Here is a 16,550-nt window from a genome sequence, read left to right as displayed (position 1 = left end):
TTGACTATTGTGCTAGCATTCGCAGTCACAGTCGCTCTGGAGGGGTGGACCAAATGGTTCGTAGGTTCTACGACCTTCCGTCACTTACAACGCTCGCCGTCTTTGAGGCGTCAGCGCGCCATCTAAGTTTTAAATTGGCGGCCAGCGAACTGAATGTCACGCCAGGCGCCATCAGCCGGCAGGTGAAAGCAATCGAAGAGGAGGTGGGAGTGCCGCTCTTTTTGCGGAATGGAAAGGGTGTGGCCCTCACTCCTGCCGGTGAAGAGCTTTACAACGTCCTGGCTAGCGGATTTTCCAAGGCCTCGGACGTGGTGCGAGCGATCAAACGGGGTGATCGAGCCCGCAATGTGACCATCGCTTGCACGGACGCCTTTGCGACAATGTGGCTTATCCCCCGGATGCCGGACTTCTGGCGACGCTACCCCGACATCGCAGTCGACCATCTGATTTCGGACAATGCCAAGGATTACCGTCGCGCCGAGGTTGAATTGCGCGTCCGTTACGGGTTTGGAGCGTGGCTCGACGAGACAGCTGAACTGCTCTTCGATGATACAATCTATCCCGTCTGCAGCCCGGCGTTTGCGGCAGCGCATCCGGACGTGACCGCGGCAGAACTCGGCGAATTGCCACATCTCCATGTCGACTGGGTCGACCCTGACTGGGCGAGTTGGGACGAGGTTCTTCTGCGTGCCGGAATTCCCCATGGGCATGGCGGCGGCCGGAGATTCGGCAAATTCAACGTCGCGGTGCAGGCTGCCATGGCTGGCCAAGGCGTTGCCGTCGGCTGGGATCGACTAATCCGAGCCTTCATCGATGAGGGGAGATTGGTGCGCCTCACCGATCTCATGATCCCGGCGCCAGGCGCTTACTACCTGACGACCAACAATAACCGAGAACTATCAGGTGCAGCCGAAGTCCTCCGGGACTGGTTGCGGGAGATGGCCGAGCAGGAGCGAAAGATCGCTCCTGACCAGATGGCCTCAGCCAAACGTCATGACTGGTGAGCCTAGCTTCGCCTTGTCCGGTGTTACGCCTAGTCCCGGTCCGGTCGGCACCTTGATGCGGCCACCTTCGATGCGGACGGGATTGGATTCGTCATAGTGCCCCTCGATGTAGGGCGCGGCGATCCAGGATCCCTCGAACCGGGACGGTGCTACCGTTGCGCCGACATGCACGCAGGCCGCGGCAATGATGTCGCCGCCCCACGCGTCGTCGCACGTATGGGGAAGGCTGCGGGCGTCGCAGATGTCCCGAACCGTTCTCAACGCGGAGATACCTCCCACCCTCGTCAGTTTGATACCGAAACCGTCTACCAGACCGCCACAAATAGCACGCATGACGCTATTCACGTCCTCTGCAAGCTCGTCCATGTAGACCGGGTGGCAGAGCTGATGGCGAATGGAGGCGATCTCCTCCATCGTGTTGCAGGGTTGCTCCATAACCATGGAAATGTCCCGGCAGCGCTGCGACAGGAACAGCGCGTCCCGGCTTGTAAGACTGCGGTTGGCATCGGCTGCGATCCTCAATCCAGGTTTGACCGCCTCTTTCACCTTGTGCAGAGTCTCGATGTCCTCCTCGACGTCACGCCCTCCGATCTTCAGCTGGATGCGGGCATAGCCTTCTAGCTGCCGTTCCCGGGCCTCCCTCGCCATTTCGTCAGGCGACGCCGTCGTGATCGAGAAGTAGGTCGGAATCGTGTCTCCTGTGGCTCCGCCGAGAAGGTCGCATACCCGCCGCTCATAGCTCTTGCCCGTTATGTCCCAAGCGGCGACATCGATGGCAGCCTTCCCATACCTGCTGCCGTTCAGGGCAGCATCCATCGCGCGGTTCAACTGACCGATGTTCCTGGGGTCGAGGCCGATAAGGCTCGGCCCGATTTCCTTCAACGCCGCCCGCGCGCCGAGCATATGCTGAGGCTGGTAGACAGGACCTATCGGGCAGGTTTCACCGAAGCCGATGATGCCCTCGTCCGTGACGAGTTCGACCACCGTGCTCTGGAGATGAACCACCGTCGCAGACGCCATTTTGTATCCACCCGCAGCGGGCACGTCGACGTTGTACACATTGATCCCGGTCAGCTTCATCAGTGTCTCCATTCTCTTCGAAGAGGAAGCTTATGAGCTCGGCGAAACAAAGACAGCAGAAATAAAGTCACCTGAGACGCTACTTTTTTGCGCCGGTAGGGTATTCGGGATGTGCTATTTAGAACTCTTAAGCAAAAACTAACGAAAAGAGGGAACAAATGGCAGAATGCGGAATTCTCAATCCGTTTGCTTGCGGGAAGCTTCCACTCGCCGACTGGATGACGATTGGTCTCAGGTGGGTGGTCGACAATTACCGCCCCTTTTTCCAGGCGGTGAAAGGTCCCATCGACTCGATGCTTCAGTCATTCATGACAGCATTAAGCACAATACCTCCGACACTTGTCATCGTCGTCGTCACTCTTGTTGCATGGCAAATTGCCGGGATCAGGCTGGCCTTGGGCCTTGCCTCCACTCTTTTGTTTGTCGGCTTCATTGGCGTCTGGCCGGATACAATGCTCACTTTGTCGATTGTCTTGACCTCGCTGATTTTCGCCGTGGTTATCGGCATCCCGCTCGGCATCTGGGCGTCGCGATCCGACATGCTTTACGCAATCCTCCGCCCGATGCTGGACGGAATGCAGACGATACCTGCGTTCGTGTATCTTGTGCCGGTCGTTATGTTGTTCGGAATAGGTAACGTGCCGGGTGTCATTGTGACTGTCATCTTCGCTGTCGCGCCGGTTGTTCGACTTACATATCTCGGGATGAAGCAGGTTCCTGGCGATGTGGTAGAAGCAATGCGTGCTTTCGGTTCCACGGAATCCCAATTGCTCTGGAAGGCGCAATTGCCGTTGGCACTTCCAACGATTATGGCGGGCGTCAACCAGACGCTAATGATGTCGCTTTCGATGGTCGTCATTGCTTCGATGATCGCCGTAGGCGGTCTTGGTCAGATGGTTTTGCGCGGGATCGGGCGGCTCGATATTGGCCTTGCCACGGTAGGTGGCCTTGGAATCGTTGCCCTCGCAATCGTATTGGACCGACTAACACAAGCGCTCGCAAGACCCCGGAAGAGAGGCGAATGGCTGACGCGTGGTCCAATTGGAATCGTGAGATCGTTCATCAAGACACCAGAGCCGCAAGCGCGGAGCGGATTGCCTCAGTCGTCGGCTGTCAAGAACTGAGGAGCCACAAATGACCGATGCAGTTATAGAATGCAGGAACGTCTGGAAAATATTCGGGCAGAAGTCGAAGGACGCACAGAAGGCCGTCAACGAGCGCGGGTTGAGTAAGAAGAATATTCTCGCCGAATACGGATGTGTTGTCGCCGTCGCCGATGTATCGTTTACCGTCGGCAGGGGCGAGATCTTCTGTATCATGGGGCTTTCCGGTTCCGGAAAGTCCACGTTGGTGCGTCACCTCAATCGTCTTGTCGAGCCGACGGCGGGCATTATCCGCGTCGCTGGTCAGGACGTTAACGCGCTGGACGGCCCTCAGCTCAGGCAGTTGCGATCCCAGAGCGTGGGAATGGTGTTCCAGAACATGGCCCTGCTCCCCCATCGCTCGGTGATCGATAACGTCGCCCTGAGTTTGGAGCTGCGCGGCATGAGCAGGCAACAGCGGCATGACATCGCCATGGAAAAGCTTGGCCTGGTGAGCCTCGACGGCTGGAGCGACCGCTTCCCAGAGGAGTTGTCCGGTGGCATGAAACAGCGCGTGGGCCTGGCCCGGGCGATGGCCGCCGATCCCGAAATCCTGTTGATGGACGAGCCTTTCTCCGCGCTTGATCCGCTCATCAGACGCCAGCTTCAGGAGCAGTTCCTCGACCTTTCCAAGGAGCTGAAGAAAACCACCGTCTTTATTACCCATGACCTGGAAGAGTCGATTAGACTGGGCACCCACATCGCGATCATGAAGGACGGACGGTTCGTGCAAGTCGGAACAGCAGAGGAAATCGTGACGGCCCCTGTCGACGATTACGTCGCCGACTTCGTGAAGGGCATCTCCCGCCTGGAACTCGTTTCCGCAGGCAAGGTGATGCGGCCTATCGTCGACGGACAAGTTCCCAATCTTTCTGGCCCCTCCGTTCTCTCAACCGACAAGCTTTCCAAGCTTCTTCAGATAGCGAAAGAGCATGATGGAGTAATTACAGTATCCGATGGCGAGCGGCCGATCGGCACGATCTCCCGTTACGATCTGTTGAATGCTGTTAGCGGCTAAACCAAAGCGAATGCAGCCAGCCGACCTGCTTGTGGCCATCTGCATCGCTGTGCAGCCGCTGGCTCTTTTTCGCTCCCGTTGGATAATTGATCTGCCACACGTAGGCGCCTACTGCACGTTTCCTTAAATCGGAGCCGATCTAAGGATAAAATATACAGCATTTCAAAGTGCTACAGCCACCTTTGTGCGTCTTGTAAGACGCACGGCGCTGTAAGCTGTCGAGCAGGGTGTTTGGGTCCACTTGAACTTCGTCAAGACCTTGACGAGGTCACCGCCCGCCCCGGCCGGGCCAGTGACGCACAATGTCGAAGATGCCGTCGTGGGGGGCAGTTGGATCCTCCTAACATGAGGAGTTTACAGTCAAAGATTATCTCCGTGGCAGTACGTCTTTGCCTATTGCCCATCCATGTCTGAGCCCGACAGTTTACCGGCGCGGTCCGCGAGTGTGTACAAATGTCACATCCGGTCGCCGCTCCGGGCGGCTGCACCACGGTCCCGCTTGCGGCGGGAGGGGCTCAGGAAACGGGACCATTCTTGATCTTGGCTATTAAACCCATGAGGGCCGTGGTCCGTTCAGCCGGATCCGTCAGGACTGATCAGGTCCTGCGGATGGGATTAGTTTTCAGTTGAGCTGTCGCCGATCAGGCGGGCTTCGTGACCGCCCCTCAGTGATGACTCCGGCGTTGAGATATTTCCAAAATGCGACTAGCAGCTTGCGGGCGAGCGCCACGATCATCGCCTTCTTGAGGCGCCCCCACATTGCGTGCGACGCTCTCCTTAAACCGGCAGGTGAGAAACGACTCCGGTTGGTAGCGCAGCCATAGCCAGGCAGCTCGACCATTGTCGTTCGCGGCCGGGAACTGCCTGCTTTCTGCCTTCGATTGTCGTAGTGCCGGAACAGGCCTTCTAACTTCAGGATCACCGCAAACTCGGACTTGATTGCCGCAGGCGTGGACGTGGCCGTCGTGTGGCGGATCGTCAGCGCATCTCGTATACGGGTAAGCTTCAGGTCGCGGCAGCCAATTGCCGCGACATCAGTCGTTCTGCAGTTGTCGTCACCGGCGATCTAGTCGAAATCGCTTCAATGGTCGTCCAGAGACCCCTGCGCGTAAAAGTGCTGCCGAATGGTGCGAGTGTAAGAGGCAAATTCTGGAGACGCCATCACGCTGAGATCGCGGGGACGAGGCAACTTAATGTCGTAAATCGCTGCGATCGACCCCGGCCGCTCGCTCATCACGACAACCCGATCGGAAAGGTAGACCGCTTCCGGAATGCTATGGGTAATAAGAAGGACCGTTTTCTTCGATTCAAGCCAGATGCGCTGCAACTCGACATTCATCTTCTCTCGAGTCATTGCGTCGAGAGCGCCGAAGGGTTCATCCATCAGCAGCACCTTGGGGTCGTGCAGCAGGGCGCGGCAGATCGATGCACGTTGCTGCATGCCGCCGGAAAGCTGCCAAGGATACTTGTTTTCGAAACCCTTCAGTCCAGCCATGGCAATCAGGGCTTCGGCCCGCTGACGGGCCTCCGCCTTGTTCATGCTACGCATTTCCGCCTGAAGAAGGATGTTATTGATGATAGTGCGCCAAGCCAGAAGCACTGCGCCCTGGAACACGATACCGACGTCCGTCTGTGGCCCGGCAATCCGATTCCCCGCCAGCAGAAGTTCACCCTCAGTGATTGGCGCCAAGCCGGCCACCAATCGCAGCAATGTACTTTTGCCGCAACCAGACGGTCCGACCACTGAAACAAACTCTCCGTCTCTGATCGAAAGATCTATGGGCCGCAAAGCTTCGAAGGCGCCGAACTTCTTCGTGACCTTGTTCAGCTGGATAAGGTTGGCCCTGTCTTGCAGCCTTGCAGCATCATCTATCATGGGGTCCTCGGAAATGCGTACGGATCTCATCGTCGGGCCTCACGGAAGAAATGCATCGGTGTAGTATTTCGACGCGTCATTGTCGGAGGCCTTAAGGATTCCGATCGCGATCATGGTGGCGACCGTCTCTTCCACCTGTGTCTTGGTAACCCGGAGCGGACGCAGGGTTTCCGTCTCTTTCGACTTGAAGAGCGGGATTGCGATCTTCAAGCCGGTCATCAGGCTCTCCTTGTTGCCCGCGTTCGGATAGGTGCTGCGAACGGCGTCAACAGCCTCATCGGGATGCTGCGTGGCATATTCAAAAGAACGGGTCGCAGCGCGCATGAACTTTCGCAGCAGTTCAGGATTGGACTCGACTGTTTGCATATTCACGATGAAGGACGAGCCAATGCTGTTAACGCCGAAATCCGCAAACAACATGTTGGTGATTGGCTTGCCCGTTGCTGCCTCGATTTGGCTACCCTGGTCGGTCGCAAAGCCGAGCAGCGCGTCCGCCTGACCGGTGATGACTGCATTCACCTTTGTCTTCGCATCGCCACTGACGGTCTTGAAATCAGAATTCTTCAATCCGTTCTTCTCGAGGAAGAGCGGCCACGACTGGGACGGAGAATCCCCTGCCGTCGTAGCGATGGTAAGGCCCTTGACCTTCTCGGGTGTGTCAATGCCCTTTTCCTTGAGACTGATCACCGCGAAAGGACTGCGCTGCAGCGCCGATCCGATCGAAATGACTGGAGCGCCCTTGGAAGCCAGCGCCATCATCGTTGTCAAATCGGCAAATCCGATCGTCACGTTGTTGGCTGCTACGGCCTGGACGGTAGGACCGGATCCGCGGCCCTCCTGAATCTCAAGCTCGACGCCTTCCTCCTTGAAGAAGCCTTTCTGTTGGCCGAGGATCAGGGGCGAGTGAAGGCCGGTAGCATACCAGTTCAACATCAGAGTTGCCTTCTCCGTCTGTTGAGCTAGCGCCGCGCTCCCGGCTGCCAAAACAAGCGCGGCCGAGAGCGCGCACCTCGTAAGAAGCTTTGCAAAATTCATCTTTTTTCCTCCTCTTTTTGCGCCGTCAATGCGCGTTCGCTGCGTTAATGCGGTTGGAAATATGCCAAGGCAGCATGAGCTTCTCGATCAGGTCGATGATGACGAACAGCACCACGCCCATCAGCGACAGGATGATCAGGGCGGAGAACATCAATGGCAGATCGAAATTGCCGTTAGCGCGCTGCAGGACATAGCCGATCCCGGAATTTGAGCCGACAAACTCCCCGACCACGGCGCCAACGACACAGAGGGTGATCGACACCTTCATGCTCGAAAAAATGGCTGGCAACGCGTTCGGTAGACTAATCTTGTAGAACATCTTCAGGCGCGTGCTTCCCATCGATTTCGCAAGGTCGATCAGATCAGCCTCCAGCGACTTGAAGCCCATGACGGTCGAAACAACGACAGGAAAGAACCCGAGCAAAAAGGCGACGATGATCTTGGGGAAGATTCCAAACCCGAACCACACGACAAAAAGAGGCGCAATGGCCACCTTGGGAATGCTCTGCGAAAACACAAGGAGCGGATAAAGGTAACTTTCCACGGTCTTGGAATAGGCGATCAACATCGCCAGTGGCACGCCAACGATCACAGATAACAGGAAGCCACCCACGGTCGCCTGCAACGTCGGTATCGTCTCGGAGAGCAACATCGGCCACTGCTCATACATCTGCACGGCGACATCGACGGGCGTCGGGATGAGATAGGCAGGAATGGCGAAAATGCGGATCATCAGATCCCAGACGACCACCAGCACCACGACAAGCAAGATCGGTCGCAAAAGCGGGGAATTGATCGACAGTCGCATCAGACCCTCCCCTCCCCGGCTTTCGTAAGCAGTTTGTGATGCATGCAATCTCCTCCTTCGAATTTCCAATGGAGTGTTTCGCGACGTCTTCAAGGAAGGTGCAAAGACTGAAAGGATCGGTCCGCTTGATTCTCCTTGCCTTTGAGCGTCACATCCTCCCGCTCAAAAAAGCGCGCTTACGCATACTAAGTGCGACGTGCGCCGACGATGACCTCCAGCAATTCACCATCTAGGGAATTAATGGCGAATTACGGGTTCGAAGTCAAGGAGATCGTCTCATAAAATTATGCGTCGCGGTCACTTGTAGGTCTCGACACAGACGCAGTTGCTCGACCGGCATAATTGCAGGTACGCAGAAAGACTAAGGTATGTAAAAGCCGGCTTACGCGTCCGGCGTCTTGAGCCAGGCCACGATCATCTGGGCGGATCGTTCTGCGTGGGCGATAAGGCTCTCGCGCCCGAATTCGTAGCCGAAAACACCTTCAAGGGTGTGCCGGTTCGATACCGGAAAATAGCAGAGAGACGCAATGATGAGATAGAGGTCGAATGGCTTAACCCGTCGAAGGAAAATGCCGGTCTCGTTGCCTTTCGTGAGGATAGCAGCGACTTTGTCCAAAAGGTTCGACTGGATGAGTTGCCGGTCTTCGATCGTTTGGACCGTCGAGCCTTTTCGAAGATTTTCCGTGTTTAGCAATCGGATAAACCAAGGGTTCTTGTGAAAGTGCTCGATCGTGAATTTCACGAGCACTTCAACGGCGTCCTGCGGTGAGAAAGATAAAAGATCGAGTTCCTGTTCGGCCGTTCGGATCTGAAGATAAGCTTCTCGAAGAACGTGCCTGTAGAGCTCTTCCTTGTCGCCGAAATAATCATATAGAAGTGGCTTGCTGACACCAGCGCTCTGGGCGATCCTGTCGACCCTCGAGCCATCATAGCCCATCTCTGAAAACTCATTCAGCGCCGCCTTCAAAATCGCGGCCCGAGAGGCTTGCGCATCTCTTTGGTGGCCGACGGCGGAGCTGGCTGTTCGTTTTCTCATCAGGCGGGTCACCCGGTTGCAGATTGGCGTGGAAGCGAATGTCATGCGTGCTTGAGCACTACTGCCACATCAGCGACATTTGTCCCAGTCGGACCTGTATATAGAGCCTCTCCCGTTTTGTGGAAAAATGTGCCGGAGTCGGCGCGGAGAATATACTCCTCGCCGCCGGGAAGACGACCGAACGTCTCTCCGTCGACAATCGCGCCCGCCGCCTCGGATACTCCGTCGCTTCCATCCGATCCCGCGATCATGATCGTGTATTCGCGCCGTCCGCTTATCGATCTGGCCAGATGAAGTGCCATTGCCTGGGCTCTTCCTCCAATTCCAGGAGCTTCAGGCAGCGTAAGCGTAGGCTCGCCGCCAAAGATGTAGATTCCAGGTTCCCCCTGTGCCGTCTGCGCGAGAAGTCGCTGAACCACCTCCTCTAGCGGAGCGGACATGTTCTCTTCGTTGGCCCGAACCTTGAACCCGAAGAAATTCGCCCCCTGCGCCAGTTCTTGCCTGAGGGATCTGTTCGAAGTCAGTACCTTCGACGTGTAACGTCCCCTGAAGGCGCCGCGATGGGCAAGTCCTGAGCCAATCAGGTCGATACCATCTGATACAACATCGGATATTGCCAGCACATCCACGTCGGAGCCGACGAAAGTGCTCAAGAGCTTTCCGCCCTTGATTTCGGAGAGTTCGACACGTTTGGCATTGATGGCTTCGATCGGGCTGCCGTCCGCCAATGCTGCCGATGTCCAAGCTCGCAGGTCATTCAATGACATGCCGGGTCGCAGCTTTTCGACCAAAGAGGATGCTCCACCGGAAATCAACAGCAACAGGCGGTCGTCGACCTGGGCATCGGACAACCACGATACGAGCCGCTCACCAGCATAAAGAGAGCTGTTATCCGGCACAGGGTGTGCGGATTCGAGAAACTCAGCATTCTGGCTGGAGATCGCGCCGTGTCCGACTTTCGTTACGACAAAGCCGGGTACGTCGGAGAACCGGTCCTGGCAGCCTTCGTACATAGAAACGGCGGCTTTGCCGATTGCAATGATCCGAGTCGGCGAGATCCGAGGATTGTCGGCGAGCTCTCGCGTAACGATGCTTACCCCGGAAACCTTCTCGAGGCTTCGTTGGAGAAGCAGCTTCAGCAAGTCCTTGGCATTTTGCATCGACATCAGCGGGTCCTCGAACAGCCTCATGCTTCTCAAGCCAGTTTTGGCAAGAGAGCTGTCACGCTGTTTTTGGCGTCCCCATAGAACATGCGGGTGTTTTCCTTGAAGAAGAGCGGATTTTCGATGCCGGAATAGCCTGTGCCCTGGCCACGCTTGGAGACAAAGACCTGCTTGGCTTTCCAGACTTCGAGCACCGGCATGCCTGCTATCGGCGAGTTCGGATCGTCCTGGGCGGCCGGATTGACGATGTCGTTGGAGCCGATGACGATAACGACGTCGGTTTCGTGGAAGTCGTCGTTGATCTCGTCCATCTCGAGCACGATGTCATAGGGCACCTTGGCCTCGGCGAGCAGCACGTTCATGTGGCCCGGCAGCCGGCCGGCGACCGGGTGGATGGCGAAGCGCACTTGCTTGCCGGCGGCACGGAGCTTGCGGGTCAATTCGGAAACGGATTGCTGGGCTTGAGCGACGGCCATGCCGTAGCCTGGTACGATGATGACGCTGTCGGCCTCGTTGAGCGCGGACGCCACGCCGTCGGCATCGATGGCGATCTGCTCGCCGATGATCTCCATCTGCGGACCGCTGGTCGCGCCGAAGCCGCCGAGGATGACCGAGATGAACGAACGGTTCATCGCCTTGCACATGATGTAGGAGAGGATCGCGCCCGACGAGCCGACCAGCGCGCCGGTGATGATCAGAAGATCGTTGCCGAGCGTGAAGCCGATCGCGGCGGCCGCCCAGCCGGAATAGGAGTTCAGCATCGAGACCACCACCGGCATGTCGGCCCCGCCGATCCCCATGATTAGGTGATAGCCGATGAAGAAGGCGGCAAGCGTCATGAGGACGAGCGTCCAGATGTCGGCGCCGTTGACGTAGAGCACGAGCAGGACAACCGAGAGCAGCGCCGCGCCGGCATTGAGGATATGTCCGCCCGGCAGCTTCTTCGCCTTGCCGTCCACCTTGCCGGCGAGCTTGCCGAAGGCGATGACCGAGCCGGTGAAGGTAACGGCTCCGATGAAGATGCCGAGGAAGGCCTCGACCTTCATGATCGACAATTCCATCGGTTCCTTATGGGCGAGGATCGCGGCAAAGCCGGTGAGCGCGGCGCGGAAGGCTTCATCCAGACCCGCGACATGCGCCGCCTCGATATGGGTGTTAAAGCCGATGAAGACGGCGGCAAGGCCGACGAAGGAGTGTAGTGCGGCCACGAGCTGCGGCATCTCGGTCATCTGCACGCGGGCCGCGACGTATGTCCCGAGCACCGCGCCGCCCGCGATCATCAGCACGATGATGAGCCAGTTGCCGACATCAGGTCCGAAGATCGTAGCGACCACGGCAAAACCCATGCCGACAATGCCGTACCAGACGGCGCGCTTGGCGCTTTCTTGTCCCGAAAGCCCGCCGAGCGACAGGATGAAGAGAACAGCTGCCGCGAGATAAGCGGCCGAAACAATACCGATCGTCATGTTGATTACCCCTGCTCGATCACGACTTCTGGAACATGGCAAGCATGCGCTGCGTCACGAAGAAACCGCCGACGATGTTGATCGTGGCGATCAGCACCGAGAGCGCCGCCAGCACCACAACCACCCCATTGGCAGAGCCGATCTGCAACAACGCACCAAGAATGACGATGCCGGAGACGGCGTTGGTTACGGCCATCAGCGGTGTGTGCAGCGAATGCGAGACGTTCCAGATGACCTGGAAGCCCACGAAACAGGCGAGCACGAAGACGATGACGTGGCTCATGAAGGCGGACGGCGCATAGGCACCGGCGATCAGCAGCAGGGCCGTGGCCGCGGCGAGAAGGGCGAGCTGGTTCCGGGTCTGCGCCTTCCAGGCGGCAGCAGCGGCGGCGCGCTTCTCCTCCGGCGTCGGCTCCTTCGCCTTTTCCTTCGGCTTCTGCGCGGCAATCGCCGCGATCTTCGGCGGCGGCGGCGGATAGGTGATCTCCCCATCCTTCGTCACGGTCGCGCCGCGAATGACGTCATCCTCCATGTTGTGGACGATCCTGCCGTCCTTGCGGGGCGTCAGGTCGGTCAGCATGTGGCGGATGTTGGTGGCGTAAAGGGCGGACGACTGCGCGGCCATGCGGCTCGGGAAATCCGTATAGCCGATGATGATCACGCCATTGTCGGAGACGATGCGCTGGTCGGCGACCGTCAGGTCGCAGTTGCCGCCGCGTTCGGCGGCAAGATCGACCACCACCGAGCCCGGCTTCATCGCCGCCACCATGTCGGCAAGCCAAAGCTTCGGGGCATCGCGGCCGGGGATCAGCGCCGTGGTGATGACGATGTCCATCTCGGGTGCCAGTGACCGGAACTTCGCAAGCTGCTTCTCGCGGAATTCCGGCGAGGAGGGAACGGCATAGCCTCCGGTGGCGGCGCCGGCCTGCTGATCGCCGTCGAAATCGAGATAGACGAACTGCGCGCCCATGCTCTCGATCTGCTCGGCGACCTCCGGACGCACGTCGAAGGCATAGGTCTGGGCGCCGAGCGAGGTGGCGACGCCGATCGCCGCAAGGCCGGCAACCCCCGCGCCGATGACCAGCACCTTCGCCGGCGGTACCTTGCCGGCGGCCGTCACCTGGCCGGTGAAGAAGCGGCCGAAATTGTTGCCGGCCTCAATGACTGCGCGATAGCCGGCGATGTTGGCCATGGATGAGAGTGCATCCATCTTCTGGGCGCGCGAAATCCGCGGCACCATGTCCATGGCGATCACGCTCGCACCGGATGCCCGGCAAACCTCAAGCAGGTCTGCGTTCTGCGCCGGATAGAAGAAGGAGATCAATGTCTGTGCGGAGGCGAGATAGCTCGCCTCCGCCGCACTCGGAGGTCGGACCTTCACGATCACGTCGGACGCTTCATACAACGTCTTCGTGTCGGCAACGACCGTGACGCCTGCGGTACGATAAGCGTCATCCGAGAACCCAGCCGCCTGGCCTGCACCGGCCTCCAGCACGCATTCATATCCGAGCTTGTGCAGCTGCCCGGCGCTTTCCGGCGTCAGCGCAACACGCGCTTCACCGGCGGCACCCTCCCTAGGAGTCCCGATCCTCATTCCCTTCCCCCCCGCGGCGTATTAACAGTTGGCTGCCCGTTCAATGATGGTTCGCATCACTTCGTCGGGATCGCGCTTCCACCAATTGTTGACAGAAAAGATTTCGACCTCATTCAGGCCAGAGAAGCCGTTGGCCACTACGCGTGACCGCAGCCTGGCGATATCGATCACACCGTCTCCCATCATGCCGCGATCGAGCAGCAGATCGTTCGTGGGAACAAGCCAGTCGCAGATATGAAACGCCATAAGCCGCTCAGGGCCGGCCCTGTCGATTTGTGCCTCGACTTCCGGATCCCACCAGACATGATAGACGTCTACGGCCACGCCGATGCCTGGACCAAGGCGATCGCAGACGTCGAGAGCCTGTCGCATAGTATTCACGCAGGCCCGATCCGCCGCATACATCGGGTGCAGCGGCTCGATCGCGATCTTGATGCCGCAGCTGCGGGCATATTCCAGAGACCGGGCCAGACCTTCCTCCACGATCTTCCGTGCGCTCGCAATATCTTTCGAGCCCGGTACGATGCCGCCGACGACCATGACCAAGCACTCAGCGCCGATGGTCGCAGCGTCGTCGATGGCCTTCTTGTTGTCGTCGATGGCTTGCTGGTCGAGCGGGTCGGCGATCGTGTACCATCCTCCTCGGCAAAGGCCTGATACAGAAAGGCCCGCGTCGCGGATCAGCTTGGCGGCCGTGCTCGCGCCCATCTCGTCGAGTTTGTCACGCCACGGCGAAATTCCGCCGAAGCCGTGACGGGCGCAGCCCTCGATAGCCTGGCGAAGATCCCACTGCGCCCTGACGGTCGCCGTGTTGAGGGAAAGCTGTTGTGCAGTCACCATGTCACACTCCAATTCCATGGACCGCCATCACCCGAGCCGCGCGTACAGCTGCCCGATCAGGGTCATCAAAGAGACCGGCTTTGCTTGCGAGACGCACGATGTCGCCAAGGTGCTGAGCAGACCGCGTGCTCTGCTGGCCGCCCAGCATCGTAAAGTGATCCTGATGCCCATTCAGGTACGCCATGAACACCACGCCGGTCTTGTAGAAGCGGGTCGGAGCCTTGAAGATGTGCCGGGACAACGGAACCGTCGGACCAAATGCGGCACGGTAAGTCGCCTTGTCCCCCTTGTTCAGCGCGCTGAGCGCCTGCGCCGCTGCGGTAGCGATCGGATCGAATATTCCAAGAAGGGCGTGGCTGTAGCCGTGCTCGTCCCCGGCGATGAGTTCCGGATAGTTGAAGTCATCGCCGGTATACATCCGAACATCTTCGGGCAGCCGCCGCCGCATGGCGATTTCCTTCTCCGCCGAAAGCAGCGAAATCTTGATCCCGTCGATCTTGGAAGCATTCTCGGCGATCACGCCGAGGCAGGTCTCCATCGCGGCCATGTGGTCCGGATCGCCCCAGTAGCCGTCGAGCGCCGGATCGAACATTTCGCCGAGCCAGTGAAGGATGGCGGGCTCCTTTAGGGAGCCCAGTATCCGACCGTAGACCTTGTGGTAGTCGTCCGGGGACTTCGCGACCTTCGCAAGTGCCCGGGAAGCCATGAGAATGATGCGTCCGCCAGCCGCCTCGACCGCCTCGCACTGCTGCTCGTAGGCGGCGATGACTTCGTCGAGCGTCACCGCATCAGATGCGGCAAGGTGATCGGTTCCGGCACCACAGGCGATCAGATGACCGCCCGACCTCGCGAGCGAGACGCTCCGCTGGATCACTTCGAGCGACGTCGGCCAATCCATACCCATGCCGCGCTGGGCGGTGTCCATGGCTTCGGCGACGCCGAAGCCCTTGGACCAGAGATGTTCGCGGAACGCCAGCGTGCGATCCCAGTCGACAGAGCAATCAAGCCACGGATCGGTGTCGGCATAGGGATTTACGACGACATGTGCTGCCGCGTAGGCCGTGCGGTTCCATTCGACGCCCTGGGTTGCCACCATGGGAGGCCCGATATCAAAAGTCTCAAGCCCACCATCTTTTGTAGGAAGGACAACCGAAGTCATGTTCAAAGCCCCAGGTCTTCGAGGTCGATCCAGCGGCGCTCTCGGGCGCTCTTGTATCCGGCTTCCGCGAGTTGAACGCCCTTAGCCCCTTCGGCAAGCGTGTAACGCCATGGAGCACCTTCCAGAACGTGGCGAAGGAACTGCTCCCACTGAACCTTGAACCCGTTATCAAGCGGAACATTGTCCGGTACCTCCTCCCAGGACTCGTAGAAGTTCAACGGCTGCGGCACGTCGGGATTCCAGACCGGCTTTGGTGTATTCACCCGATGCTGGCTGTAGCACTTGTGAAGCCCAGCAACGGCCGAACCGTGCGTGCCGTCGATCTGGAAGGTAACGAGATCATCGCGGCGAACGCGGGTGCACCAGCTCGAATTGATGTGGGCCACAATATCGCCCTCCAGCAGGAAGGTCGCGTAGGCTGCGTCGTCGGCAGTCGCCCTGTATTCCTTGCCGGCCTCATCCCAGCGCTTGTCAATATGTATCGCAGTCGTGCAGCTGACGGATCTGACGGGAGCGATGACGTTGTCGAGGACGTAGCGCCAATGGCAAAGCATGTCCGACACCATGCCGCCGCCATCTTCCGCGCGATAATTCCAGCTCGGCCGCTGAGCCGGCAGGTAATCGCCCTCGAAGACCCAGTAGCCGAACTCTCCCTTGACCGAGAGAATCTTGCCGAAAAAGCCGCTGTCGCGCAGTCGCTTTAACTTTACCAGGCCGGGTAGATCAAGCTTGTCATGAACGATGCCGTTCTTGACGCCCTTCGACTCTGCGTAGCGGGCGATGTCGATCGCCTCCTCAAGACCTTCGGAAATCGGCTTCTCGCAATAGACGTGCTTTCCGGCATCGATCGCCTTGCGAAGCAAGCTCGGACGAAGCTTGGTCGAGGCGGCGTCGAAAAAGATCTCGTTGTATGGATCGGCCAGAGCGCCGTCGAGGTCCGTCGACCAGCGGGTAACGTTGTGAGACTTTGCAAGCCTTTCGATCTTGGCGCCGTCGCGACCGATGATGATCGGATCTGGGACTATGCGGCTGCCGTCGGACAGAACGACTCCGCCCTGATTCCTGATGGCGAGGACCGAACGAATGAGGTGCTGATTCATCCCCATTCTGCCGGTCACGCCGTGCATCACGATACCGATAGCTCTATTGTTGGCCATGTTAGCCTCCCTTTCTGATTGATATTACCTACCAGTTGGTAATATTGATGGTCAAGGATCTACTTCACCATATGGAGAATTATTTTCGATTGCGCAGAATGTCGAGACCGACGAGATTGACAGTTCATCATCTGGTGAATTATTCGGTAAATCGCTTGTTCCTCGATGCGTT

General features: G+C 58.5%; 14 protein-coding genes and 1 pseudogene. 3 read left to right on the top strand and 12 right to left on the bottom strand.

What is annotated here, in order from left to right; genetic code table 11:
- The first annotated feature begins 53 nt into the window (after positions 1–53).
- The gene (locus tag AAE029_RS07580) at positions 54–1,004 is read left to right on the top strand and encodes a LysR substrate-binding domain-containing protein (RefSeq protein WP_371072214.1); all 951 of its coding nucleotides are present in this window, start codon (positions 54–56) and stop codon (positions 1,002–1,004) included.
- Here the strand turns inward: AAE029_RS07580 and AAE029_RS07575 are convergent.
- On the bottom strand, positions 981–2,084 hold the full coding sequence (locus AAE029_RS07575) for a mandelate racemase/muconate lactonizing enzyme family protein (RefSeq protein WP_371072213.1): 1,104 nt from the start codon (positions 2,082–2,084) through the stop codon (positions 981–983). The two genes, AAE029_RS07580 and AAE029_RS07575, sit on opposite strands and share 24 nt — an antisense overlap.
- A 218-nt stretch (positions 2,085–2,302) precedes the next feature.
- Between AAE029_RS07575 and AAE029_RS07570 the strand changes: the two genes are divergently transcribed.
- Entirely contained in the window at positions 2,303–3,208 is a 906-nt protein-coding gene (locus AAE029_RS07570) for an ABC transporter permease (protein WP_371072212.1), read from the top strand.
- Positions 3,209–3,218: 10 nt separating this feature from the next.
- Positions 3,219–4,244, top strand: a complete 1,026-nt coding sequence (locus AAE029_RS07565; RefSeq protein WP_371072211.1) for a glycine betaine/L-proline ABC transporter ATP-binding protein — start codon at positions 3,219–3,221, stop codon at positions 4,242–4,244.
- A gap of 622 nt (positions 4,245–4,866) precedes the next feature.
- On the opposite strand, the pseudogene AAE029_RS07560 reads toward AAE029_RS07565, so the two are convergent.
- The 11 genes and pseudogenes from AAE029_RS07560 to AAE029_RS07510 all read right to left on the bottom strand — a co-directional run.
- Positions 4,867–5,169: pseudogene (locus tag AAE029_RS07560) on the bottom strand (IS110 family transposase); the annotation flags it as partial.
- Positions 5,170–5,325: 156 nt separating this feature from the next.
- Positions 5,326–6,120, bottom strand: coding sequence for an ABC transporter ATP-binding protein (locus AAE029_RS07555; RefSeq protein ID WP_371072210.1), 795 nt, complete (start codon positions 6,118–6,120; stop codon positions 5,326–5,328).
- A 39-nt stretch (positions 6,121–6,159) separates the two neighbouring features.
- Complete coding sequence (locus AAE029_RS07550; RefSeq protein WP_371072209.1) at positions 6,160–7,155, bottom strand: ABC transporter substrate-binding protein; 996 nt, start codon at positions 7,153–7,155, stop codon at positions 6,160–6,162.
- 25 nt (positions 7,156–7,180) lie between these two features.
- Entirely contained in the window at positions 7,181–7,963 is a 783-nt protein-coding gene (locus tag AAE029_RS07545) for an ABC transporter permease (protein WP_371072208.1), read from the bottom strand.
- Between the two features lie 382 nt (positions 7,964–8,345).
- A complete protein-coding gene (locus tag AAE029_RS07540; RefSeq protein WP_371072207.1) occupies positions 8,346–8,999 on the bottom strand; it encodes a TetR/AcrR family transcriptional regulator in 654 nt (217 codons plus the stop codon).
- A 41-nt stretch (positions 9,000–9,040) separates the two neighbouring features.
- The gene (locus tag AAE029_RS07535) at positions 9,041–10,165 is read right to left on the bottom strand and encodes a DUF4147 domain-containing protein (protein ID WP_371072206.1); all 1,125 of its coding nucleotides are present in this window, start codon (positions 10,163–10,165) and stop codon (positions 9,041–9,043) included.
- A gap of 29 nt (positions 10,166–10,194) precedes the next feature.
- A complete protein-coding gene (locus tag AAE029_RS07530; protein ID WP_371072205.1) occupies positions 10,195–11,628 on the bottom strand; it encodes an NAD(P)(+) transhydrogenase (Re/Si-specific) subunit beta in 1,434 nt (477 codons plus the stop codon).
- A gap of 19 nt (positions 11,629–11,647) precedes the next feature.
- Positions 11,648–13,222, bottom strand: coding sequence for a Re/Si-specific NAD(P)(+) transhydrogenase subunit alpha (locus tag AAE029_RS07525; protein ID WP_371072204.1), 1,575 nt, complete (start codon positions 13,220–13,222; stop codon positions 11,648–11,650).
- Positions 13,223–13,243: 21 nt separating this feature from the next.
- Positions 13,244–14,059, bottom strand: coding sequence for a sugar phosphate isomerase/epimerase family protein (locus AAE029_RS07520; protein ID WP_371072496.1), 816 nt, complete (start codon positions 14,057–14,059; stop codon positions 13,244–13,246).
- 4 nt (positions 14,060–14,063) lie between these two features.
- Entirely contained in the window at positions 14,064–15,221 is a 1,158-nt protein-coding gene (locus tag AAE029_RS07515) for a dihydrodipicolinate synthase family protein (protein WP_371072203.1), read from the bottom strand.
- 2 nt (positions 15,222–15,223) lie between these two features.
- Positions 15,224–16,378: a Gfo/Idh/MocA family protein gene (locus AAE029_RS07510; protein WP_371072202.1), complete on the bottom strand. Its 1,155-nt coding sequence runs from the start codon at positions 16,376–16,378 to the stop codon at positions 15,224–15,226.
- Positions 16,379–16,550: the final 172 nt, after the last annotated feature.

This window comes from Sinorhizobium sp. CB7, assembly GCF_041357635.1.
Taxonomy (GTDB): Bacteria; Pseudomonadota; Alphaproteobacteria; order Rhizobiales; family Rhizobiaceae; genus Rhizobium.
This window is presented reverse-complemented; position numbering and strand designations above follow the sequence as displayed.